Origin of the sequence: Vibrio sp. 1F255, from assembly GCF_041439145.1 — a bacterium.
Classification (GTDB): domain Bacteria; phylum Pseudomonadota; class Gammaproteobacteria; order Enterobacterales; family Vibrionaceae; genus Vibrio; species Vibrio crassostreae_C.
Map to the genome: position 1 here is coordinate 1 of NZ_JBGONQ010000027.1, position 24,547 is coordinate 24,547.

The following is a 24,547-nucleotide window of genomic DNA, read 5'->3' on the forward strand; positions in this document are numbered from 1 at the left end:
CGCCTGGTTCGTAGCCAGGTACTCTATCCAGCTGAGCTAAGAGCGCACGGTTTTAGTATCAACTTAGTCAATACAAGGACTTTCATTCTTAAAAGAAATAAACCCTTAAATAGTGGCGCGTCCTGGAGGATTCGAACCTCCGACCGCCTGGTTCGTAGCCAGGTACTCTATCCAGCTGAGCTAAGGACGCACGGTGTTCATTCATTAAGAATGAAGTTGTGAAATATATCACATTCTTCTTGCTACGAAGAAAAAAAAAGGCCATCGGCCTGTAATGAATGGCGGTGAGGGAGGGATTCGAACCCTCGATGCAGCTACAAACCACATACTCCCTTAGCAGGGGAGCGCCTTCGGCCACTCGGCCACCTCACCTAATTCATTATTCTCAAATCACTTACAAGTAAGAGAAGAGAGAATGGCGCGTCCTGGAGGATTCGAACCTCCGACCGCCTGGTTCGTAGCCAGGTACTCTATCCAGCTGAGCTAAGGACGCACATTTACATTGTCTAAATTGCTAATTTTAGACTCGCAAGAAATGGCGGTGAGGGAGGGATTCGAACCCTCGATGCAGCTACAAACCACATACTCCCTTAGCAGGGGAGCGCCTTCGGCCTCTCGGCCACCTCACCGTCTTGCGGAGGCACATATTACGTTTTACCGAAAATATGTCAAACACTTTATTGAAAAAAATTGGACAAAAACACTCAACCGTTTGCTATTTAATCAAAGCGCTTGCAAATTGAACTTATAAGATTCAAATCGCGCTTTTTCCCTTAAAAATTAAGGTGAAAGATTGGCAATAATAAACAGCCGAAAACAATTATCTAATTTCTCCAGCAGCAAGTGCTACCGCTGATGGCACAATACTACGGGATGCGTATTTTCGCCATAGGGGAAGCGAATAAATCTTGAGTTTTGCCAAACAAAATACAGAGCAACAGTTCTGTTCAACCTTGTCTGTATCTCGCAGCATCACAAAGCATTCACTTCACCACTTTGAGACCGATCCGTTATCCAACCCATCTATGTCCCAATCAGTGTTTCGGTTCCCCAAGATCAAAAAAGGCTAGCAACAATGCTAGCCTCTTCTCTACGCAAAAGTATTAGTAGTTGCCAGATGCAACGTTACCATTACCTTTTTCAGCTTGAATGCGCATGTAGATCTCTTCACGGTGAACAGATACTTCTTTAGGTGCGTTAACACCGATACGTACTTGGTTACCTTTAACGCCTAGTACAGTAACTGTTACTTCATCACCAATCATCAGTGTTTCGCCAACGCGGCGAGTCAAAATTAGCATTCTTTGCTCCTTGAGTAATCTCTAAATTTATCTAGCTACGAGAGCATTATCCAACAAAAGTTATATTTTCGTAAACTATCGATTGAGTTTATTTAACCAAAATGCACTTCTTTTTTAGGATAACCCTGTGTTTCACGCGCTACGATGTATGCATTGTGTAATATGTTAGCAGCCATATCGACTTGCGTTGGTGATATCACCAAAGTTAAAGACTGCTGCTGCAATAAGTGATGCTGTACATCAATTTCGCCTTCAGACAACAATCCATGTGAACTGACCACAATTTCTTGTGTTCGGCTTCCTACCACAGTTAACAAACTAACCTGTTCACTATTACGGATTTTCTCAGCAAAAACTAGTTTTAATTTGGCACTTATGTCTTGTTTAATAATGAGTGCTGCCCGTTCTGTTTCCTCGATCACACTACAGACTTCGATCCCCAACAGTTGGCAATGTGAAATGAAAGACGGTAAATCTTCATTCAAACACTCGATACGCACCATATCTCTTTGGATGGCGATGCCAGCAATATCATTCAAACACTGATTACCCGCGATCAATGTGCCCTCGCCTTGTTCAAAGCTTGAAAGCACTCGCAATGGCACGTTGTGCTGCCATGCATACTGAACACAAGGAAGGTGCAATACCTTAGCGCCTCGGCGAGCCATCTCTTCCATAGAAGGAAAGTCTAAAGTATCTAATTTCTGAGATTGTTTTACGACTCTAGGGTCACAAGAGTAAACACCATCTACATCAGTATAGATCTGGCATTCTTTCGCCTGCAAGGCACCTGCAAGCGCGACCGCTGTAGTATCTGAACCACCGCGGCCTAATGTCGTGATATCACCTTTCGCATTGAATCCTTGAAAGCCTGCAACAATAACAATCTGGTTGTCATCTAGCAGAGCTTGAATCGGAGCAGTATCAATACGCTCAATCGCTGCATTATTATGATTAGAATCTGTGTGTATCTTGGCTTGATAGCCAGTCATCGATGTCGCTTCATAACCTAACTTGTGTAACGTCATTGCTAACAAGGCCATGGAAACTTGCTCGCCAGCCGTTAACAACACATCCAGTTCTCTAGCGTTTGGTACGCTATCAACTTGCGTGGCTAAATTAACTAACCGATTTGTTTCACCAGACATAGCAGAAACGACAACCACGATCTGGTTCCCTTCATTTTTCGCTTCAATGATTTTTTCTGCTACATGATGGATTCGTTCAATTGAACCCACCGACGTTCCACCAAATTTCTGCACGATAAGAGGCATTTTCACCCGTCCTCACCTTCCCAAGACCAATGTCTATATATGACAAAAAAACACATACTCCGCGTCAGGGCGAAGCAATAAAAAATTAACCAAGGAGTCTAACGCCACCATTAGACTTCTTGGTTAATCTCAATCAAACCTTGTTTAAACACACTTCCAATAGGCAAAATAAAAGATGCCCAATCAACTGATTGGGCATCTTTGTATCAATTACTTAAGCTTAAAGACGCTCTTCTAGCCAAGTACGCACAGATTTAAGCGCTTCTGGCAGTGCTGCAACGTCTGTACCGCCCGCTTGAGCCATATCTGGACGACCGCCGCCTTTACCGCCAACTTGCTCAGCAACCATCTTGACGAGATCACCCGCTTTTACTTTGCCGATTAGGTCTTTGGTTACACCAGCAATCAAGCCAACTTTACCGTCTGCTACGTTCGCGATCAGGATGATGCCGCTACCTACTTGGTTTTTAGCGTTATCAACCATAGTACGTAGGTTCTTGTTGTCTGCGCCTTCAATTGCAGCAACCAAAACTTTAGTACCAGAGATGTCTTCTACTTTGCCCATGATGTTTGCGCTTTCTGCAGCAGCCATCTTTTCTTTAAGCAGTTGGATTTCTTTCTCTAGCGATTTCGCTTTCTTAGCTGATTCAGCAAGTTTCTCTTCGTAAGCGTTAGCCTGAGCTTCTACTGCATCTAGTGCAGCTTCACCTGTTACCGCTTCAATACGACGAATACCCGCAGCAATACCACCTTCAGAAGTGATCTTGAATAGGCCGATATCACCTGTGTTTGAAGCGTGGATACCACCACAAAGTTCAGTAGAGAAGTCGCCCATAGATAGAACGCGAACTTCATCATCGTACTTCTCGCCAAACAGTGCCATTGCACCTTTTTCTTTCGCTGACTCGATGTCCATGATGTTCGTTTCAATCACATGGTTCTTACGAACTTGTGCGTTAACTAGACGCTCTACTTCTTTAATCTGTGCTGGTGTTACCGCTTCAAGGTTAGAGAAGTCAAAACGTAGGTTGTCTGGCTTAACTAAAGAACCTTTCTGAGCAACGTGCTCACCTAGCACTTCGCGCAATGCAGAGTGAAGTAAGTGAGTGGCAGAGTGGTTTAGTGAGATAGCAGCTCGACGCTCAGCGTCAACCGTTGCTTCTACTTTATCGCCCTTAGCAAATACACCTTCAACTAGCTCACCGTGGTGCGCAAATGCGTTACCTAGCTTCTGAGTGTCTTGTACTTTGAAAAGACCCGACGCTGTTTTTAGTGTACCAGCATCACCACATTGACCGCCTGACTCAGCGTAGAATGGTGTCTCTTCAAGGATGATGATTGCTTTGTCGCCAGCCGATAGTGAAGCAACCTCTTCGCCGTCAACGAATAGCGCAGAGATTTCACCAGCACCTTCAGTTGCTGTGTAACCACAGAACTCAGTGTTGGTGTCAACTTTGATTGTCGCGTTGTAATCCGTGCCGAATTGGCCTGCTTCACGTGCACGCTTACGCTGTGCTTCCATCGCCTTCTCAAAGCCTTCTTCATCGATAGTAAAATCGCGTTCGCGAGCTACATCGTTAGTAAGGTCAGCTGGGAAGCCGTATGTATCGTAAAGTTTGAAAACTGTTTCGCCGTCAAGCTCTTTGCCTTCAAGTGCATCTAGTGCGTCATTAAGAATAACCATGCCGCGCTCTAGCGTACGACCAAAGTTCTCTTCCTCAATGCGAAGTACTTTTTCAACCAGCTCTTGCTGTTTCTTAAGTTCATCTGCCGCAGAGCCCATCACTTCAGCCAGTACGCCCACAAGTTTGTGGAAGAACACGCCTTGTGCGCCAAGCTTGTTACCGTGACGAACTGCACGACGGATGATACGACGTAGAACGTAGCCACGACCTTCGTTTGAAGGCATAACACCGTCAGCAATTAGGAATGAACAAGAACGGATGTGGTCAGCAATAACGCGTAGCGATTGGTTAGATAGATCGTCATGACCAACAACTTCCGCAGTCGCTTTGATTAGCTTTTGGAATACATCAATTTCGTAGTTAGAGTGAACGCCCTGCATGATTGCAGAAATACGCTCAATACCCATACCTGTATCTACAGCAGGCTTAGGTAGCGGTTCCATTGTGCCGTCAGCGTGACGGTTGAACTGCATGAATACGTTGTTCCAGATCTCGATGAAACGGTCACCATCTTCTTCAGGTGTACCAGGACGGCCGCCCCAGATGTGCTCACCGTGATCGTAGAAGATTTCAGTACATGGACCACAAGGACCTGTGTCACCCATCGTCCAGAAGTTATCAGACTCGAACTGTTTACCGCCTTCTTTGTCGCCAATGCGAACGATACGGTCAGCAGGAACACCTACTTTCTTGTTCCAGATATCGAATGCTTCATCATCTGTCTCGTATACCGTTACCAGTAGACGATCTTTTGGCAGTTGAAGAGTTTCAGTCAGGAATTCCCAAGCAAATCCAATCGCTTCTTCTTTGAAGTAGTCGCCAAAGCTGAAGTTGCCTAGCATTTCGAAGAACGTGTGGTGACGAGCCGTGAAACCTACGTTTTCAAGGTCATTGTGTTTACCACCCGCACGTACACAACGCTGAGCCGTAGTTGCTCGAGTGTAGGCACGCTTTTCGGCGCCTAAGAAGCAATCTTTGAATTGGTTCATACCTGCGTTAGTGAATAGCAGGGTTGGATCGTTATGTGGAACTAACGATGAACTGTCTACGATTTGGTGTTCTTTGCTCTCAAAGAACTTAAGGAACGCGTTGCGAACCTCATCAGTGCTCATGTACATGCAGCTCTTCCTGAAAATAGTCGAGTTAGAATTTTGCCGTATTGTAGATCATGGTTAAGGCTTCGACTAGTTTTCTTGTAGAAAAGACACCCTTGGGCAGGATTTTAGTGGGAATTCGATAAAATGAAGAATATTCCACTATATCTTGCCGTGGAAAAGCAGAACTAAATTGACGACCTAGTACCGAAGAAACTCAGTCAACGAGAGAGATTTGACCAAAGACATGCTCGACGGAGCAGATCCAATAAAAAAGCCCCGCATAAAATATGCGAGGCTTTAAATTCTTTCAAAGCGGATGCTTCTTTCAAACATCCACTCTATAAAACGTGAGCTTATAGCTCTTCGTTTTCTTCTTCTTTCTCTACGTCTTTCTCTTCAAGAACAGCAGGAGTCAGTAGTAACTCACGAAGTTTAGTATCGATCTCTAGAGCAACTTCTGGGTTTTCACGTAGGTATTTACCAGCGTTAGCTTTACCTTGGCCGATCTTATCGCCTTTGTAGCTGTACCAAGCGCCTGCTTTTTCTACTAGCTTATTCTTAACACCTAAGTCGATAAGCTCACCTTCGCGGTTGAAGCCTTTACCGTAAAGGATTTGAGTCTCAGCTTGTTTGAATGGTGCAGCAATCTTGTTCTTAACGACCTTGATACGAGTTTCGTTACCAACAACTTCATCACCATCTTTAATCGCACCAGTACGGCGAATATCAAGACGAACAGATGCGTAGAACTTAAGTGCGTTACCACCTGTTGTTGTTTCTGGGTTACCGAACATCACACCAATTTTCATACGAATTTGGTTAATGAAGATAGCCATACAGTTAGACTGCTTAAGGTTACCCGTCAGCTTACGCATTGCTTGAGAAAGCATACGAGCCTGAAGACCCATGTGGCTGTCGCCCATTTCGCCTTCGATTTCTGCTTTTGGTGTTAGGGCTGCTACTGAGTCAATAACAAGAACGTCGATTGCACCTGAACGAGCCAGTGCATCACAGATTTCCAGCGCTTGCTCACCAGTATCTGGTTGAGAAACAAGAAGTGCATCGATATCAACACCAAGCTTTTGAGCGTAGATAGGGTCTAGTGCGTGCTCCGCATCAACGAATGCACACGTCTTTCCCACTTTCTGTGCTGCAGCAATAAGCTCAAGCGTTAGCGTTGTTTTACCTGATGATTCTGGACCGTAAACTTCTACGATACGTCCCATCGGTAGGCCACCAGCACCTAGTGCGATATCTAGAGATAGAGAACCTGTAGAAATAGTTTCTACGTCCATTGTGCGGTTATCACCAAGACGCATGATAGAACCTTTACCAAATTGCTTTTCAATCTGACCAAGGGCTGCGGCTAACGCTTTTTGTTTATTCTCGTCCATTTCTATCTCCACATAATCGGTTGTCTCAACAAGCGATCTAGAATCTATTTCTAACCCACATAGGGGTGACTAATTGGCTTTCATTATACTGTTGATTCATACAGTGTCTATACCTGTATGAAAATAATTTGTACAAATGTTACTTACCTTCCATTGATAGGTAATCATAAATAACTTGCAGGGCATGGTGCGTGGCTTGTTGGCGTACTTGTGATCTGTCGCCTGTAAATACATGCGTTTCTACTTTATCCCAGCCATTTAGCGCTTTCCACGCGAAGCATACTATACCAACAGGCTTATCTTCGGTCGCGCCACCTGGGCCAGCGATGCCACTGATTGATACAGAGATCGTCCCGTTTGAATGTTGCAATGCCCCGCTCGCCATTTCTATTACGACAGGCTCACTCACGGCGCCGAACTCCATTAAGGTTTTAAGTTGTACACCTATCATCTCTTGTTTGGCTTCATTGCTGTACGTAACAAAAGCGCGATCAAACCATCCAGAGCTGCCCGCAATATCGGTGACTGCACTCGCGACACCTCCGCCAGTGCAAGATTCAGCCGTCACTAACACGTGTTTGTGTTTAGCGAGTAAATGTCCAAGCTGCTCACTAAGGTCTTGAGTCATCTGCATCATCTGCTTCCCTTTATTTACTGTCATATCATTTGGATTCGCATCTTTTCGCATCAGCCGCTTTTCGCACGAAACGCTTTCACGTATCCTAAGCCGCAATAGAAATAAACGAAAGAAGTTAACTGTGAAAGCCGATCAAAAACATACTCCCATGATGCAGCAGTATCTAAAACTGAAAGCAGAAAACCCAGAAATTCTGCTGTTCTACCGCATGGGCGATTTCTACGAGCTTTTCTACGATGACGCTAAAAAAGCCTCTCAACTCCTCGATATTTCACTGACTAAGCGTGGCTCATCAAATGGTGAACCGATTCCGATGGCAGGTGTTCCATACCATGCGGTTGAAGGGTATCTTGCAAAGTTAGTGCAACTTGGTGAATCCGTAGCAATTTGTGAACAGATTGGTAATCCAGCAACTTCAAAAGGCCCTGTTGAGCGCGCAGTAGTGCGTATCGTGACACCGGGTACCGTAACCGACGAAGCCTTGCTTTCTGAACGCGTTGATAACCTAATTGCAGCCATTTATCACCACAACGGTAAATTCGGTTATGCGACACTTGATATTACCTCTGGCCGATTCCAACTTTGCGAGCCAGAAACAGAAGAAGCGATGGCCGCTGAGCTACAAAGAACCTCTCCGCGTGAGCTGCTGTTCCCTGAAGATTTCGAACCCGTCGATTTAATGGCAAGCCGTAATGGCAACCGCCGCCGCCCTGTATGGGAATTTGAATTAGACACCGCTAAGCAGCAATTGAATAAGCAGTTTGGTACTCGCGATCTGGTTGGCTTTGGCGTAGAAAGCGCGAAACTGGGTCTATGTGCGGCTGGTTGTTTGATCCAATACGTGAAAGATACCCAACGTACTGCCCTCCCTCATATCCGTTCACTCACGATGGATAAACAAGATCACTCGGTGATCCTTGATGCTGCAACTCGTCGTAATTTGGAGATCACGCAAAATCTTGGGGGTGGCACAGATAACACCCTTGCTGAAGTGCTTGATCACACCGCTACGGCAATGGGCAGTCGTATGCTTAAACGTTGGTTACATCAACCAATGCGCAATATCTCTGCACTTGATCAACGCCTAGATGCGATTGGTGAAATGAAAGATTTAGCTCTATTCACAGAGCTACAACCGACCTTAAAACAGATTGGTGATATCGAGCGTATTCTGGCTCGTCTTGCACTTCGTTCTGCTCGCCCACGTGATATGGCACGCCTTCGTCAAGCAATGGAATACTTACCAGAGCTTGCTGAAACACTGACTCAGCTTAAACACCCATACCTAACTCAACTTGCTCAATATGCTTCTCCTGTGGATGAGGTTTCTGAGCTGCTTGAACGTGCAATCAAAGAGAACCCACCGGTGGTTATCCGTGACGGTGGTGTGATTGCAGAAGGCTACAATGCCGAGTTAGACGAATGGCGCGACCTTGCAGCAGGCGCAACTGAATTTCTTGATAAGCTTGAGCAAGAAGAGCGTGAACGTCATGGCATCGACACGCTAAAAGTTGGCTACAACAACGTACATGGTTTCTTCATTCAAGTAAGCCGTGGGCAAAGCCATCTTGTGCCGCCACACTATGTTCGTCGTCAAACGCTGAAAAATGCTGAGCGTTACATCATTCCTGAGCTAAAAGAGCACGAAGACAAAGTACTTAACTCTAAGTCGAAAGCACTCGCTATCGAGAAACAGCTGTGGGAAGAGTTGTTTGACTTACTACTGCCGTATCTAGAGCGCCTACAAAATATCGCCTCTTCAGTATCTCAGCTTGATGTTCTACAGAACTTGGCTGAGCGTGCAGATACCCTTGATTACTGTCGTCCAACCATGACAGAGTCTGCTGGCGTACAAATTCAGGCCGGTCGTCACCCTGTTGTTGAACAAGTGATGGACGAACCTTTCATTGCTAACCCTATCGACCTGAATGATCAACGTAAGATGCTGATCATCACGGGTCCCAACATGGGTGGTAAATCGACCTACATGCGCCAAACGGCACTCATCGCATTGATGGCTCATATCGGTTGTTATGTTCCTGCAGAAAGCGCAACCATCGGCTCTATCGACCGTATCTTTACGCGTATTGGCGCATCCGATGATTTGGCTTCTGGCCGTTCAACCTTCATGGTTGAGATGACAGAAACCGCAAATATCCTGCACAATGCAACACCAAACAGCCTTGTGCTAATGGATGAAATCGGTCGTGGTACCAGTACTTACGATGGCCTGTCTCTGGCTTGGGCAAGTGCAGAGTGGCTAGCCAATCAAATCAATGCGATGACACTGTTTGCAACGCACTACTTTGAGCTAACTGAACTACCTAACCAACTTCCAACTTTAGCAAACGTACACTTAGATGCGGTTGAGCATGGTGATAGCATTGCCTTTATGCACGCAGTTCAAGAAGGTGCTGCAAGTAAATCTTATGGTCTAGCGGTTGCAGGTTTAGCTGGCGTACCGAAAGCAGTGATCAAGAATGCTCGTGCGAAGCTGACTCAGTTAGAAGCGTTAAGTATGGAGTCGCCAACATCGAAGCCAAGCGGTGTCGATATCGCAAACCAACTGAGCCTGATCCCAGAACCGAGTGAAGTAGAGCAAGCGCTAGCGAATGTTGATCCTGATGATCTAACTCCTCGCCAAGCATTAGAAGAACTTTACCGCTTGAAGAAGCTGCTTTAGTTTCTTACCAAGTAGCTTGTTATGGCCGTACTGCTATTTTGATTAGACGGCATGAAATACCAAAGCCACAAACAAAAAAACGCTGACTTAAAGTCAGCGTTTTTATTTGTCTTCTATTTAGAGAAGCATCATCCGTTCAATTAGTCGTTTTCTACGTTGAACAGGTTTTCCATATTCAGACCTTGCTTGATAAGAATCTCACGTAGACGGCGAAGACCTTCAACTTGGATTTGACGAACACGTTCACGAGTCAGGCTGATTTCGCGGCCCACTTCTTCTAATGTTGACGGTTCATAACCCAGTAGTCCAAAGCGACGCGCAAGCACCTCTTTCTGCTTAGGATTCAGCTCATCAAGCCAGAAAATCAACGAGTTCTTGATATCGCTATCTTGAGTTGAAACCTCAGGATCTGAATTATTGATGTCTGGAATAATATCCAACAGCGCTTTCTCACCGTCACCACCAATTGGCGTATCAACAGAGCTCACTCTTTCGTTTAGACGAAGCATCTTGCTCACATCACCAACCGGCTTATCTAGCTTAGAAGCAATTTCTTCTGCCGTTGGTTCATGGTCAAGCTTTTGTGATAGCTCTCTTGCAGTACGTAGGTAGATGTTCAGCTCTTTCACAACATGGATTGGCAAACGGATAGTGCGAGTCTGATTCATTAACGCACGTTCAATGGTTTGACGAATCCACCATGTCGCGTAAGTTGAGAAGCGGAAGCCACGCTCTGGATCAAACTTCTCTACGGCGCGAATCAAACCTAGGTTGCCTTCTTCGATTAGATCGAGAAGTGCAAGGCCGCGGTTGCTATAACGACGTGAAATTTTTACCACTAAACGCAGGTTACTTTCGATCATGCGTTTACGTGCTGCTTCATCACCGCGTAGAGCTCGACGTGCATATAGCACTTCTTCTTCAGCGGTTAGTAGTGGTGAGAAACCAATTTCGCCTAAGTAGAGTTGAGTGGCATCTAAACTTTTAGACGTAACTTCAACTTCTTCTTTCGCTTCGGTTTTCTTAGTGACTGTTCGTTTTGCTTTTCCAAGAGCTTCCGGTTCCGTGGTTGCTTGGTCAAGATCGAACTCTTCTTTGGTTACTGCATTGCTTATACTCATAACGCCTCCCCCTGGCGAAATTAGCATGACATTACAACTTCATATGTCGCTAAATGACTATGACACTCCATACAATACGTAATTTTTGCATATTGTATTTAAGGTAAATATCGTTTTGGATTAACGGACTTACCTTGGTAACGAATCTCAAAGTGCAGCCTAACACTGCTGGCTCCAGAGCTTCCCATTGTTGCAATCTTCTGCCCTGGTTTCACACTTTGCCCTTCAGATACTAATAGTCGGTCGTTGTGCGCGTATGCACTTAAGTAATTATCATTGTGCTTCACAATCACTAGATTGCCGTAGCCTCGTAGTGCATTACCCGAATAAACAACCGTTCCCCCTGCAGTAGATACTATTGGCTGACCTCGCTGTCCTGCTATGTCTATGCCTTTATTTCCTTGTTCGCCTACAGAGAAACTCTTGATTACTCTCCCTTTAGTTGGCCATAACCATTTGGATACTTTATCACTTGTTGGTTTGGTGGGCGGTGTAACATTCTGTTTACCTTTAGAACCAACATACTCCTTTGATTTGGATTGTTCAACCTTCTTTGGTGGATCTTTTTTCACCACTTTGGTGGTAGTTTGAGCTGGAGCCGGTTTAGAGTTTTTGCTCTTTTGTGGTGTGGTTTTCGGTTTACTTGCCGCAGATGACGTTGTGGATGCGGCGACAGGCGCAGCAACTGCTGCTGCCGTTGACTTACCATACGCTGGCGCGTTGTAGCTAGGACGCCATAACTTAAGCTTCTGCCCTGGGTGGATAGTGTAAGGAGCAGACAACTTGTTATAACCGATGAGGTCTTTAACGTCTTTATTGGTGACATAAGCAATGAAGTAAAGGGTGTCGCCTTTTTTAACTTCATAGTAACTGCCACGATAACTACCACGATCAATCGATGAGTAATTCTTGTTTAGGTTTGAAACGGGCGCAGGCGAATTCGCTGCACACCCAACAAGGGCACAGCTAAGCAGTAAAGTACTTCCTTTTAACAACTTCGAACGCATCGACTCTCTATCCACCTACACCATTAGTCTTTTATTAAGCTAGCTCACCAGGAACAAGAGGTACAAATCTCACCATCTCGATAACACTCGATAAAAACTCATCGCCGTGTCGAACGATCTTCAATAGTTGCTGTTCGTCATCACCGACTGGAATCAGTAAACGACCGCCATCTTTCAGCTGTTGCAGAAGCGCTTGAGGAATCGACTCTGCAGCGGCGGTGACAATAATCGCATCAAAAGGCGCCTTTGAAGACCAACCTTGCCAACCATCACCGTGCTTAGTTGAGATATTGTAGAAATCGAGTTGCTTCAACCTACGCTTGGCATCCCATTGTAGCGACTTTATTCTTTCAACCGAATACACATGATCAACAAGTTGAGCCAATACCGCAGTTTGGTAACCAGAACCCGTTCCAATCTCCAAAACGCGGCTATCTTGTTGTAACTCAAGTAACTCTGTCATTTTAGCAACAATATATGGTTGCGAGATGGTTTGCCCCTGTCCGATCGGCAGCGCATTATTATCATAAGCTTGATGGTACATCGCCTGTGATAAAAAGCTCTCTCTCGGCAGTTGGTAAATCGCATCAAGAACCTTTTGGTCTCGGATACCATTTTCAATCAGAAAAGTAACTAAGCGCTCGGCTTGTGGATTGCTCACTTACTTCTCCCCTAACCATGTTGTCATCGCACCTAACGACTCGTGCGCCGTCAGATCAACTTGTAACGGTGTTACCGATACAAAGCCATGTTCGATTGCGTAAAAATCGGTACCTTCGCCAGCATCTTGCTCTTTACCCGGAGGACCAAGCCAATAGATATCATGACCACGAGGGTCTTTTTGCTTAATCATATCTTCGGCATGGTGACGAGCACCGAGGCGCGTCACCTGAGTACCAGACAATTGTTCTAAGGCTAAATCAGGAACGTTTACGTTCAACAAGCGGTTGGTCGGGATTGGGTTTGCTAAATGTTGTTCGACAATACGACGAGCAATCGCTGCCGCTGTCTTAAAATGTTTTTTTCCCACCAGAGAAAACGCTACCGATTGAACGCCTAGAAAATGCCCTTCCATTGCTGCAGCCACCGTGCCGGAATAAAGCACATCGTCACCAAGGTTAGCACCGTGATTAATACCCGTTAAAACCAGATCGGGCATATCGTTCTTGAGCAGTTCATTTAACGCAAAATGCACACAGTCGGTCGGCGTGCCTTGTACCGAGTAGGTATTTTCTGCAATTTCTTGAACGCGCAAAGGTTGTTCTAAAGTTAATGAATTTGAAGCACCTGAGCGATTTCGGTCAGGTGCCACAATGATAACTTCAGCAAGATCACGTAATTCATTTGCTAGCTCATGAATACCTTGAGCGTGCACACCATCATCATTGCTGAGTAAAATCTTCATCTTGTATCCTTTCTTTTGTTCCCATGCTAAGCCAAGTCACTTAAATTCCAATATCAAGTGACTCAGCTCCAAGCAGAATCGTTATTGCTCGTAGGTTCTCTCTACGTGTACTTCTTCAACCAACTCTCGAACGATAGCGGTTGCGAAACAACCTGCGTCTAGAGAGAACTTAAGAGTGACATTATCTTCGTTCACTTCCCAAGTTAAATCGGTTGGTTTTAACGATGCTTCACGACGGTCATGGCGCATGCGGTTACCGCGAATCAGCGCCATTAGGTCAGGTTCAGAATCAAGATGTTTTTGCTCTAACGCTTGAGACTCATCAATCGTTGGTAAGGCATTATCGCCAGCCAAAGCAACAGTTATCAAAGCAGAACCGTTCGCAATGTCTTGGTTTACAGCTTCAATGTTGTCTGCTGTTACTGCCAGTTGAGCACCGTCTTTCACCACGATATCGCCAACCAATGCTGATGCAAACGCATCTTGCTCAATACGGTCTGAAAGGATCAGGTTGTAAATCCACGAACGAGCAGCAGAAAGGTACAAGCTGCGCTTATTCTGGTTACGAGTACGAACGTTATCGCGGCCCCAACGACGAGCTTCAGATAGGTTGTTACCTTCATTGCCAAAACGCTGAGCACCAAAGTAGTTTGGCACGCCCACTTGAGCGACTTTTTCCAAACGCTTGACCACATCATCGCAATCCGTTACTTCAGACAAGGTCAACTCAAATTGGTTGCCAACTAAATCGCCTGGACGTAACTTTTTGTTGTGTCGCGCTGTCGCTAAGATTTCAATGCTTGGGTATTGTGCTAAGAACCCTGAAAAGTCAGGCTCACCTTTCGGTAGGTGAACGCTCAACCACTGCTCTGTCACAGCGTGGCGGTCTTTCAAACCCGCCCAGCTCACGTCTTTCGACTTAACACCGCAAGCTTTAGCCAGCTCGTTTGCTACGAAGCTCGTGTTTTCACCAGTTTTACGAATACGAACCATTAGGTGCTCGCCTTCACCAGCAAACTCAAAACCCAAGTCTTCATTAACGACAAAGTGTTCGACTTTTGCTTTTAGTTTTGCTTTCGCAGTTGGTTTACCGTTTAGATAAGCCAATGAAGATAAAATATCTGACATGCTGTTCTTTTCGTGTTGGTGCTTACGCACTTTTAGTAATTAGGACCACCGCTTCACATGCGATGCCCTCTTTGCGACCTGTAAAACCTAAACGCTCAGTGGTCGTCGCTTTTACATTCACATTGCTAATGCTGGTTTCTAGGTCTTGAGCAATAGCTTGGCACATAGAGTCTATATGAGGCGCCATCTTTGGAGCTTGCGCCATGATAGTAATATCGGCATTACCAATCACGTAACCTTGTTCTTTTACTCGACGGTAAACATCTTTCAGTAGCTCACGGCTATCCGCACCTTTCCATTCGTCATCGGTATCAGGGAAATGACGACCAATATCACCCGCAGCAATCGCACCCAATAGAGCGTCACACAACGCATGAAGGGCAACATCACCGTCTGAGTGTGCAATAAGACCTTGCTCGTAAGGGATGCTTACACCACCAATAATTACCGGGCCTTCACCACCAAACTTATGTACATCAAAGCCATGGCCAATACGAATCATCATTATTCCTTATTCTGACTTAAATAGAACTCAGCAAGCGCTAAATCTTCAGGCTGAGTAATCTTAAAATTATCTGAACGCCCTGCCACTAAAGCGGGCGATAAACCTTTCCATTCAAAGGCTGAGGCTTCATCAGTAATTGAAGCGCCTTGTTGCAACGCCTCACTTAATGCCTTCCACAGAGGCTTTGCTCTGAACATTTGCGGCGTAAGTGCATGCCATAAATCGGCACGCTCAACGGTATGCTCGATCTGCCCTTGGGCACCGCGCTTCATCGTGTCACGAACTGGAGCCGCTAAAATAGCGCCCACATCATGGCTCATCGCGCCGGAAATTAGCTTGTCGATATCACTTAGCTGAACACACGGCCTTGCCGCATCGTGAACCATTACCCAATCACTAAGCTGCTGCTCAGCGATATAGTTTAGCGCAGAGAGTACAGAGTCCGCTCGCTCGCTTCCGCCTGACACTCTGATCACTTGCGGGTTCAGGTTGAGTGCTAGATCAGGGTAGTATGGGTCATCATCGCTGATCGCAACGACAATTTGAGCGACTTGTGGGTGAGACAGTAATTTCTCAATGGTGTGCTCTAAAATTGTTTTGTCGTGAATCTTGAGATATTGCTTAGGGCGGTCTGCCTTCATTCGGCTACCGACGCCCGCCGCAGGTACAACGGCAATCACGCTTTGAAGTTGAGTCGACATTAATGGGATTCCTCACCAATGATGCGATAAAACGTTTCACCTTCTTTGACCATTCCAAGTTCATGACGTGCGCGTTCTTCTATCGCGTCTAAGCCTTGGCGTAGATCGTCAATTTCAGCAAACATTTCTGCATTTCGAATATGCAGCTTTTCATTTACTTGCTGTTGAACTTGGATTTCGTTGTTCACACCGTAGTAATCAGAGATACCATTTTTACCGAGCCACAGTGTGTGTTGTAGCCAGCCAAACACTATGAGCAGTACTAAAGCAAAAATTCGCATAACACCTTTCGCCGGTTGAAAAAGAAGGAACTAGAATAAGGCACATATATACCATAATGAGCTTATTGGTGCGAGATATGTGGTGTCAGGGAATCAATAAGTCGGGGAGTCATTGTCAGGAAAACAATGAGATTCCCTACTCCTTCCTTCGTCAGTCTAGGGAATGACGAACTTTATATGTGACAAGGAGGAGCTTTAGAGCCTAGAGCTTCTTTCATTCAGTTTTCTACAGACAAAAAAATGCCCCGCATAAGCGAGGCATTCAAAAGTATTAGTGCATAATTCTAACTAGTTGGTGCTGTAGCAAGGCAACAAAGAAGATTCAGCTATGGAGCATAGTTTCCTATGTGACTTAGTGAATCTTCTGCAGTTAACGCAGCTACAGTGCCAAATAGGACGAATTATTGACCTTTAACTTCTTTAAGACCGTTGTAAGGAGCTTTAGAACCTAGAGCTTCTTCGATACGGATAAGTTGGTTGTACTTAGCAACACGGTCAGAACGGCTCATAGAACCAGTTTTGATTTGACCTGCAGCTGTACCTACCGCTAGATCAGCGATAGTTGCATCTTCAGTTTCGCCAGAACGGTGAGAGATTACTGCAGTGTAGCCAGCGTCTTTAGCCATCTTGATAGCAGCTAGAGTCTCTGTTAGAGAACCGATTTGGTTGAACTTGATAAGGATAGAGTTAGCTACGCCTTTCTCGATACCTTCAGCAAGAATCTTAGTGTTTGTAACGAACAGATCGTCACCAACGATTTGAAGCTTGTCGCCTAGAAGTTCAGTTTGGTGCTTGAAGCCATCCCAATCTGACTCGTCAAGACCGTCTTCGATAGAAACGATTGGGAAGTTGTTCGCTAGCTCAGCTAGGTAGTGGTTGAACTCTTCAGAAGTGAAAGTTTTACCTTCGCCCTTCATGTTGTAGATGCCAGCTTCTTTGTCGAAGAACTCAGATGCTGCACAGTCCATAGCAAGAGTAACGTCTTTACCTAGTTCGTAACCAGCAGCTGCAACAGCTTCTGCGATAACTTCTAGAGCTTCAGCGTTAGACTTAAGGTTAGGAGCGAAACCACCTTCATCACCAACTGCAGTGCTGTAGCCTTTAGACTTAAGAACTTTAGCTAGGTTGTGGAATACTTCAGCGCCGATACGTAGACCTTCTTTAAGAGTTTTAGCGCCAACTGGTTGGATCATGAACTCTTGGATGTCAACGTTGTTATCTGCGTGCTCACCACCGTTGATGATGTTCATCATTGGTAGAGGCATAGAGAACTGACCAGCAGTACCGTTTAGCTCAGCGATGTGCTCGTATAGAGGCATGCCTTTCGCAGCAGCAGCAGCTTTTGCGTTAGCTAGAGATACAGCTAGGATAGCGTTCGCGCCGAACTTAGACTTGTTATCAGTACCGTCTAGGTCAAGCATGATTTGGTCAACGTCAGCTTGTGCTTTAGCGTCAGTACCAACTAGAGCTTCAGCGATTGGGCCGTTTACAGCTTCAATAGCTTTAAGAACACCTTTACCTAGGAAACGTGATTTGTCGCCGTCACGTAGCTCAAGAGCTTCGCGAGAACCAGTAGATGCGCCAGATGGAGCAGCAGCCATACCTACGAAACCGCCTTCTAGGTGTACTTCAGCTTCTACAGTTGGGTTACCACGTGAATCGATGATTTCACGACCTAGAACTTTAACGATCTTAGACATTGAATGTTTCCTTCTCGTTGAATATATAAATGTCAAATTTAAAGGTAGCAGCACAACTTACGCAGCTACCTGTATTCCTTTTTACTTCTCTAACTCGCCGCGCTGGAACTCACCAGCCGCTTTAACGAAACCTGCAAACAATGGGTGACCATCGCGAGGTGTTGAAGTGAACTCTGGGTGGAATTGAGCAGCAACGAACCATGGGTGGTTCGGGTTCTCAATAACTTCAACCAGTTTCTTGTCCGCAGATAGACCCGATACTTTTAGGCCCGCTTTTTCGATTTGTGGACGAAGATTGTTGTTCACTTCGTAACGGTGACGGTGACGTTCATGGATCGTCGCGCTACCGTATAATTCGTATGCTTTCGTACCTTTCGCTAGGTGACAAAGCTGTGAACCAAGACGCATCGTGCCGCCTAGGTCAGATGATTCTGTACGCTCTTCAACTTTACCTTCGCCATCAGTCCACTCAGTGATAAGACCAACGACTGGGTACTTAGTTTCAGTACAGAATTCAGAAGAGTGCGCCCCTTCCATTTTAGCAACGTTACGAGCGTACTCGATAAGCGCTACTTGCATACCTAGACAGATACCTAAGTACGGTACTTTGTTTTCACGAGCGTATTGAGCAGCAAGAATCTTACCTTCAACACCACGATCACCAAAACCACCAGGAACTAGGATTGCATCTAGGCCTTCTAAAACCTCTACGCCACGAGACTCAACATCTTGTGAATCTACGTATTTAATATTAACGCTTAGGCGGTTTTTCAAGCCTGCGTGTTTTAGCGCTTCATTTACTGATTTGTATGCGTCTGGCAGTTCAATGTACTTACCAACCATACCAATCGTCACTTCACCCGTTGGGTTAGCTTCTTCGTAAATTACTTGTTCCCATTCAGACAGATCTGCTTCTGGAGCTGTGATGCCGAAACGCTTACATACAAGTTCATCAGTGCCTTGAGCTTTAATAAGCTGAGGGATCTTGTAGATAGAGTCAACATCGCGCATAGAAATAACTGCATTTTCTTGCACATTACAGAACAGAGCAATTTTCTTACGCTCGTTCGAAGGAATGTTGCGGTCTGAACGACAAACTAGGATGTCTGGCTGAATACCAATAGACAGTAGCTCTTTTACAGAGTGTTGCGTTGGCTTAGTTTTCACTTCGCCCGCAGCTGCTAGGTATGGCACTAGAGTAAGGTGCATGAACATTGCGCGTTCACGGCCTAGTTCTACTGCTAGCTGACGAATCGCTTCCATGAATGGTAGAGATTCGATATCACCAACCGTACCACCAACTTCAACGATCGCGATATCGTGGCCAGCTGCGCCAGAAATAACACGCTCTTTGATAGAGTTAGTGATGTGTGGGATAACCTGAATTGTTGCACCTAGGTAATCACCGCGACGCTCTTTTGCTAGTACGTCTGAGTAAACACGACCTGCAGTGAAGTTGTTACGCTTAGTCATCTTGGTGCGAATGAATCGCTCATAGTGACCAAGGTCAAGGTCTGTTTCAGCGCCATCTTCCGTAACGAACACTTCACCGTGCTGAGTCGGGCTCATAGTGCCTGGATCAACGTTGATGTAAGGGTCAAGCTTCATCATAGTCACTTTAAGACCACGAGCTTCTAAAATAGCCGCAAGAGATGCTGCAGCAATACCTTTACCTAGAGAGGATACAACCCCGCCAGTAACAAAAATGTAATTTGTCGTCATGTTTAACCTGAAATTGGTTGAATGAGGGAAATGGACTACTTCTGGACGGGATGAAAATATACCAGAAGCCCCTTATCGCCACAACGTGAAATCTATCACACTGCTATTTTTTATTTTTTGCTTCAAATCAATTCATGATAAAAGCTTTGGTTATCTTTTCTCCGCCACTTTGACTTCACCCCACATGGAATCAAGCTGTTGTAGTGAAAAATCGGTCAAATTTTTACCTTGCTGACGAACTTTTTGTTCCACCCCTTTAAAGCGACGCGAAAACTTGAGATTGGCTTTATTGAGTGCCGATTCTGGGTTTTTACCTAAATGTCGTACCAAGTTAACGGTCGCGAACAGTAAATCCCCCAGCTCTTCTTCAACCAATTCTTCGTTTGGCGTCACTTGAAGTGCTTCTTCTAGCACCTCGTCCACTTCCTCTAATACCTTATTGGCGACTGGGCCAATTGAGTCCCAATCAAAGCCATATTTCGCGACCTGCTTTTGAATTTTTGTAGCACGCGAAAGTGCAGGTAGAGAGTTTGGTATTGAGTCTAGAATACTTTCTTGAGTTTTGCCTGCTTGTGCTTTTTCTTTGGCTTTTTCCGCTTCCCAATTGGCATTGATTTCTTCATCACTGGCAAACTCAGTATCAGAGAACACATGCGGGTGACGGCGTGTTAGCTTTTCGTTAATGCCATCAACCACATCAGAGAACTCAAACAACCCCTGTTCTTTCGCTAACTGGCTATAGAAGATCACCTGAAACAACAAGTCACCCAACTCTTCTTGTAGGTTCGGCCAATCTTTGTTGTAAATCGCGTCCACCACCTCGTAGGTTTCTTCGATAGTATGCGGCACAATTGTTTCAAAATTTTGTTTCAAATCCCAAGGACAGCCACCTTCTGGATCGCGCAGCTTAGTCATAATCTGTTCAAGTTGTTCAATCGGGTGGCTCATGGTGCTTTCCTATTATTCTGTTTGATTGTTTTAATCTAATTCTTTTCTTAAAACTAAAAAAGGTGAGCAGCCAAAACCACTCACCTTTCTATTTTTCGTCATCTCCAAGAGTGAAGTATGAGCGAGTTGGGGATCTCAAACCGCTTGGCGAGATTCCCTATCACGTTCGTCCCTCACTGTAGGGAATGACATAAATGACACAAAAGGATCATCCAAGTCTCTTAACGCTCATTACATCTTTGATCTGCTCGACTCGACTTGTCACTCGGCTCAGAATCTCAATATTGGTCACTTCCAAATCGAAATCCATTACCGATAGCTGACGCTTGTAGTCGATGCGGCTCTTCATTGTCGTCACACTGATCTTCTCGTTCGAGAACAGTGAGGTGATGTCTTTCAACAAGCCATTACGTTCTAGCGCTTCAACACGCAGCGTTAGGATGTATGAGCCGACAAAGCCATTACCCCAAACGGTATCAATGATACGTTCTGGCGCATGCACGCTTAGCTCGCCTAGCTGTTCACAGTCAGCGCGGTGCACTGAGATACCACGACCTTGAGTGATGTAACCTTTAATCACATCACCTGGGATTGGCTGACAGCAACGCGCTAGGTGCGTCATTAGGTTATCAACGCCCTCAACCACTACCGCATCTTTCTTCGGACGACTCTGTTGTGCCGGCTTGTTTTCCGACTCAAGCAGTTTCTCTAGCGCTTTCTTGTCTTCTTCTTCCGCCGTTGGCTTATTCACTAGCGCATTGATGTGATTAACCACTTGGTTAATACGCAAGTCGCCACTACCAATACCTGCATAGAGTTCGTCTGGCGTATTCACGTTAAAGCGTTTTAGTGCGTATTGATCAGCATCTTTTAGGGTTGCGCCTACTTTCGCTAGCTCAACTTCCAGGATATCACGACCCGCTTCTAGGTTTTTCTCACGGCTTTGTGCGCGGAACCAAGCGTTGATTTTCGCTCGAGCTCGACCAGAATGAACAAAACCTGTGGTTGGATTTAACCAGTCACGAGATGGGTTCGGCTCTTTCTGCGTGATGATCTCAACTTGATCGCCCATCGATAGTTTATGAGTGAACGGTACGATACGCCCCGCTACTTTGGCACCGATACAGCGGTGTCCGACCATCGAGTGGATGTGGTAGGCGAAATCCAACGGGGTTGCGCCCATTGGTAAGTCGACCACGTCACCACGTGGAGTAAATGCGTATACACGGTCATCGAAGACTTGGCTACGTACCTCATCCAGCATCTCGCCAGAGTCCGACATCTCTTCTTGCCAGTCGATAAGTTTACGCAACCAAGTGATTTTCTCATCGTAGCCACTACGGACGCTTGAAGCTCCTTCTTTGTACTTCCAGTGCGCCGCCACACCAAGCTCAGAGTCTTCGTGCATTTGCTTAGTACGGATCTGAATCTCAATGGTCTTGCCTTCAGGGCCAAGTACTACGGTATGAATCGACTGGTAACCATTTGGCTTAGGGTTCGCCACATAGTCATCAAATTCGCTCGGGAGGTGCTTGTATTTAGTGTGTACCACCCCAAGGCCGGCGTAACAGTCTTGCAGCTGGTCAGCGATAATACGTACTGCTCGTACGTCAAAAAGCTCATCGAAGGCTAAGCCTTTCTTCTGCATTTTGCGCCAGATACTGTAGATGTGTTTTGGTCGGCCACTCACTTCAGCATTGATGTTTGAACGCTGCATTTCTGCGGTTAAATCATCAACGAAATCTGTGATGTATTGTTCACGAACGATACGACGCTCAGACAGCTGTTTTGCAATCTGCTTGTAGGTATCTGGTTGTTGGTAGCGGAATGCGTAATCTTCGATTTCCCACTTAAGTTGGCCGATACCTAAACGGTTTGCCAGTGGGGCATAGATGTTAGAACACTCTTTTGCGGCCGCGCGACGCACAGCATCAGGCGCTTTTTTTACCTCGATAAGGTTACAGATTCGTTCAGCGAGTTTGATGACTACGCAGCGGAAATCATCGACCATAGCCAGTAGCATGCGTCGAACGTTATCAACTTGACCCGAGGCAGCACTGCCTTCAAGGGTCACGTTTAACTGGCCTAAGGCCGCCATTTCTTCAACGCCATCGATCAACTTTACGGTTTCTTTACCGTAGCTTTCTTCAAACGCTTCGCGCTCAAAAACGCCGCTTGAGACGACGGGGAAAAGTTGTGCAGCAATTAAAGTGGCACGGTCCATGGACAAGGTGACCAAGATTTCGATCATCTCACGGCCACGCCAAAGCAAGAGCGATGCTTGCTCGTGATCTTTTAAAAGTTCTTCACAGTGACGATAAACTTTAATCAGTTTATTCGAGGTTTTTGCGTCTTGATTCAATGACGCAATCCAACTTTCTAGCTCAAACTGTTCGCTTGGGTTTAAATGTGCGCTTCGTACCGCAACCATCATGCCTTCCTAGTTATTATGTTTTATACCCAATTCAATATGACTAACTGGTTCCAAGTTAGTTCGACCATATTGATATCAGCGCAGGCTTCCCTGCGCCTTTGTGATTCATTTGAAGCCTTGTTTAAGGGCCTCTAAGCCTTGATAAAGAGAGCCATCGATTCTAGATGACTGGTGTGTGGGAACATGTCCAACATACCCAGTTTGGCTAATTGATAGCCTTGTTTTTCTAAGCTCTCAGAATCTCTAGCTAGAGTAGCAGGATTACACGAAACATAAACCACACGCTTCGCTCCTAACGCTGAAATTTGATCAACGATCCCACTCGCTCCCGCACGTGCCGGGTCAAGCAATACTTTATCGAATTTCTCTTTTGCCCAAGGCTGTGAAGATAAGTCTTCTTCAAGGTTAGCTTGGTAAAATTCTGTATTGCTTAACTGGTTTAACGCTGCATTAGATGCGGCTTGCTGAACCATTTCATCAACGCCTTCTACACCAACCACAAACGCCGATTGTTGCGCGATAGGCAGACTAAAGTTACCGAGACCACAAAACAGGTCTAGCACTCGCTCATCCGCTTGAGGCTCTAGCCACTCAATCGCTTGAGCCACCATCTGCCGATTCACTTTCTGGTTTACTTGGATAAAGTGGTTTGGCTCGAACGGTAACGTCACGCCAGTTTCGCTGTAAGAAGGTGTATCGCCGACTAAGCGAACCAACTTATCGGTTTCAGGCATCGAATACAGCGTAGCGCCTTCTTCTTTTGCTAACGCAATCAGCGCTTGCTCATCTTTTTCAACCAGAGGCTTAAGGTGACGTAGCACCATAACAGGACCAGTATCGCCCAACACCAATTCAACGTGTCCTAAAGACGTAAGGCTGTTGAAAGTGTTCAGTAAATTTTTCAGTTTTGGCAGCAACACATTAAGGCGAGGATCAAGCACGGCACAGTCGGTGATGTTTTCAATCTGCTTACTCTGCTTCTTACGGAAACCGAATTGAAGCTGTTGTGTCTTCTTATCAACAAATAGGCTGATACGTGCGCGACGTCGATAACCGGTTTCATCACCGACAATAGGTTGTGCAACTTCAGTGTTCGCCGTTTGGTATTGGCTCATCAGGTGCGTCAGAGATTGCGATTTATGCTCAACCTGAGAAGAATAACCTAGGTGTTGAAGGTGACAGCCACCACACTGATTAAAGTGCTTACAAAACGGCTTTAAACGCTGCTCGCTCGGCTTCAATAACTTGATGAGTTTAGCTCGCGAAAACTTACTTTTGCTCTCAGTAAGTTGAATAACCACCTGCTCACCGGGCAATGCGCCATCAATGAAAACCGGTTTATTCTTTTGATAAGCGATGCCAGCGCCATTGTGATCCATTCGTTCAACCAAAACCGATTGATGCTTGGTCTCGAGTTGAGTTTTCTTTTTTGGTTGGAAAAAACGTGCCATTGCTTGTGCCTAATGTATCTTTTAATAAGTAATTGGTATCCAGGACTCACTATTATGTCTTGGAATCATTGTC

The 24,547-nt window shown here is 45.5% G+C and carries 19 protein-coding genes and 4 tRNA genes; 1 reads left to right on the forward strand and 22 read right to left on the reverse strand.

Annotation, left to right across the window (positions count from 1 at the left end; genetic code table 11):
* Positions 1-113: 113 nt before the first annotated feature.
* From ACED41_RS14970 to pncC, 9 genes are all read right to left on the reverse strand, one after another.
* Positions 114-190 (reverse strand) — tRNA-Arg (locus tag ACED41_RS14970).
* Between the two features lie 89 nt (positions 191-279).
* A tRNA-Ser gene (locus ACED41_RS14975) sits at positions 280-372 on the reverse strand.
* Between the two features lie 44 nt (positions 373-416).
* Positions 417-493 (reverse strand) — tRNA-Arg (locus tag ACED41_RS14980).
* Positions 494-536: 43 nt separating this feature from the next.
* A tRNA-Ser gene (locus ACED41_RS14985) sits at positions 537-629 on the reverse strand.
* A gap of 474 nt (positions 630-1,103) precedes the next feature.
* Positions 1,104-1,301, reverse strand: coding sequence for a carbon storage regulator CsrA (gene csrA, locus ACED41_RS14990; protein WP_004415691.1), 198 nt, complete (start codon positions 1,299-1,301; stop codon positions 1,104-1,106).
* A 92-nt stretch (positions 1,302-1,393) separates the two neighbouring features.
* The gene (locus ACED41_RS14995) at positions 1,394-2,575 is read right to left on the reverse strand and encodes an aspartate kinase (protein WP_081090215.1); all 1,182 of its coding nucleotides are present in this window, start codon (positions 2,573-2,575) and stop codon (positions 1,394-1,396) included.
* A 220-nt stretch (positions 2,576-2,795) separates the two neighbouring features.
* Complete coding sequence (gene alaS, locus ACED41_RS15000; RefSeq protein WP_017063223.1) at positions 2,796-5,378, reverse strand: alanine--tRNA ligase; 2,583 nt, start codon at positions 5,376-5,378, stop codon at positions 2,796-2,798.
* 332 nt (positions 5,379-5,710) lie between these two features.
* Positions 5,711-6,751: a recombinase RecA gene (gene recA, locus ACED41_RS15005; protein ID WP_017056586.1), complete on the reverse strand. Its 1,041-nt coding sequence runs from the start codon at positions 6,749-6,751 to the stop codon at positions 5,711-5,713.
* 139 nt (positions 6,752-6,890) lie between these two features.
* Positions 6,891-7,385 carry a nicotinamide-nucleotide amidase gene (gene pncC / locus ACED41_RS15010; protein WP_371725229.1) on the reverse strand — a complete coding sequence of 165 codons (495 nt, stop codon included), beginning with the start codon at positions 7,383-7,385 and terminating at the stop codon, positions 6,891-6,893.
* A gap of 124 nt (positions 7,386-7,509) precedes the next feature.
* On the opposite strand from pncC, the gene mutS reads away from it, so the two are divergent.
* Entirely contained in the window at positions 7,510-10,071 is a 2,562-nt protein-coding gene (mutS, locus tag ACED41_RS15015; RefSeq protein ID WP_371725212.1) for a DNA mismatch repair protein MutS, read from the forward strand.
* Positions 10,072-10,211: 140 nt separating this feature from the next.
* Here the strand turns inward: mutS and rpoS are convergent, their stop codons facing one another.
* The 13 genes from rpoS to rlmD form a co-directional block, all read right to left on the reverse strand.
* Entirely contained in the window at positions 10,212-11,192 is a 981-nt protein-coding gene (rpoS, locus tag ACED41_RS15020; protein ID WP_017059027.1) for an RNA polymerase sigma factor RpoS, read from the reverse strand.
* Between the two features lie 98 nt (positions 11,193-11,290).
* Entirely contained in the window at positions 11,291-12,199 is a 909-nt protein-coding gene (gene nlpD, locus ACED41_RS15025; protein WP_371725213.1) for a murein hydrolase activator NlpD, read from the reverse strand.
* A gap of 34 nt (positions 12,200-12,233) precedes the next feature.
* Positions 12,234-12,860, reverse strand: coding sequence for a protein-L-isoaspartate(D-aspartate) O-methyltransferase (locus ACED41_RS15030; protein WP_017633213.1), 627 nt, complete (start codon positions 12,858-12,860; stop codon positions 12,234-12,236).
* A complete protein-coding gene (gene surE, locus ACED41_RS15035; protein ID WP_371725214.1) occupies positions 12,861-13,604 on the reverse strand; it encodes a 5'/3'-nucleotidase SurE in 744 nt (247 codons plus the stop codon).
* Positions 13,605-13,685: 81 nt separating this feature from the next.
* Positions 13,686-14,732 (reverse strand): tRNA pseudouridine(13) synthase TruD, encoded by a 1,047-nt coding sequence (gene truD / locus ACED41_RS15040; RefSeq protein ID WP_371725215.1) that lies wholly within the window; start codon positions 14,730-14,732, stop codon positions 13,686-13,688.
* A gap of 22 nt (positions 14,733-14,754) precedes the next feature.
* Complete coding sequence (gene ispF / locus ACED41_RS15045; RefSeq protein ID WP_004739053.1) at positions 14,755-15,234, reverse strand: 2-C-methyl-D-erythritol 2,4-cyclodiphosphate synthase; 480 nt, start codon at positions 15,232-15,234, stop codon at positions 14,755-14,757.
* Positions 15,235-15,236: 2 nt separating this feature from the next.
* Positions 15,237-15,938 (reverse strand): 2-C-methyl-D-erythritol 4-phosphate cytidylyltransferase, encoded by a 702-nt coding sequence (gene ispD / locus ACED41_RS15050; RefSeq protein ID WP_017059032.1) that lies wholly within the window; start codon positions 15,936-15,938, stop codon positions 15,237-15,239.
* Positions 15,938-16,219 carry a cell division protein FtsB gene (gene ftsB, locus ACED41_RS15055; RefSeq protein WP_010435786.1) on the reverse strand — a complete coding sequence of 94 codons (282 nt, stop codon included), beginning with the start codon at positions 16,217-16,219 and terminating at the stop codon, positions 15,938-15,940. The genes ispD and ftsB overlap by 1 nt, the downstream gene beginning before the upstream one ends.
* A 401-nt stretch (positions 16,220-16,620) precedes the next feature.
* Positions 16,621-17,919 carry a phosphopyruvate hydratase gene (eno, locus tag ACED41_RS15060; protein WP_017059033.1) on the reverse strand — a complete coding sequence of 433 codons (1,299 nt, stop codon included), beginning with the start codon at positions 17,917-17,919 and terminating at the stop codon, positions 16,621-16,623.
* Positions 17,920-18,000: 81 nt separating this feature from the next.
* Positions 18,001-19,641: a CTP synthase gene (locus ACED41_RS15065; protein WP_017629586.1), complete on the reverse strand. Its 1,641-nt coding sequence runs from the start codon at positions 19,639-19,641 to the stop codon at positions 18,001-18,003.
* Positions 19,642-19,791: 150 nt separating this feature from the next.
* On the reverse strand, positions 19,792-20,589 hold the full coding sequence (gene mazG / locus ACED41_RS15070; RefSeq protein WP_371725216.1) for a nucleoside triphosphate pyrophosphohydrolase: 798 nt from the start codon (positions 20,587-20,589) through the stop codon (positions 19,792-19,794).
* A gap of 208 nt (positions 20,590-20,797) precedes the next feature.
* The gene (relA, locus tag ACED41_RS15075) at positions 20,798-23,020 is read right to left on the reverse strand and encodes a GTP diphosphokinase (protein ID WP_065584108.1); all 2,223 of its coding nucleotides are present in this window, start codon (positions 23,018-23,020) and stop codon (positions 20,798-20,800) included.
* A gap of 134 nt (positions 23,021-23,154) precedes the next feature.
* On the reverse strand, positions 23,155-24,474 hold the full coding sequence (gene rlmD, locus ACED41_RS15080; protein WP_102333133.1) for a 23S rRNA (uracil(1939)-C(5))-methyltransferase RlmD: 1,320 nt from the start codon (positions 24,472-24,474) through the stop codon (positions 23,155-23,157).
* Between the last annotated feature and the right edge of the window lie 73 nt (positions 24,475-24,547).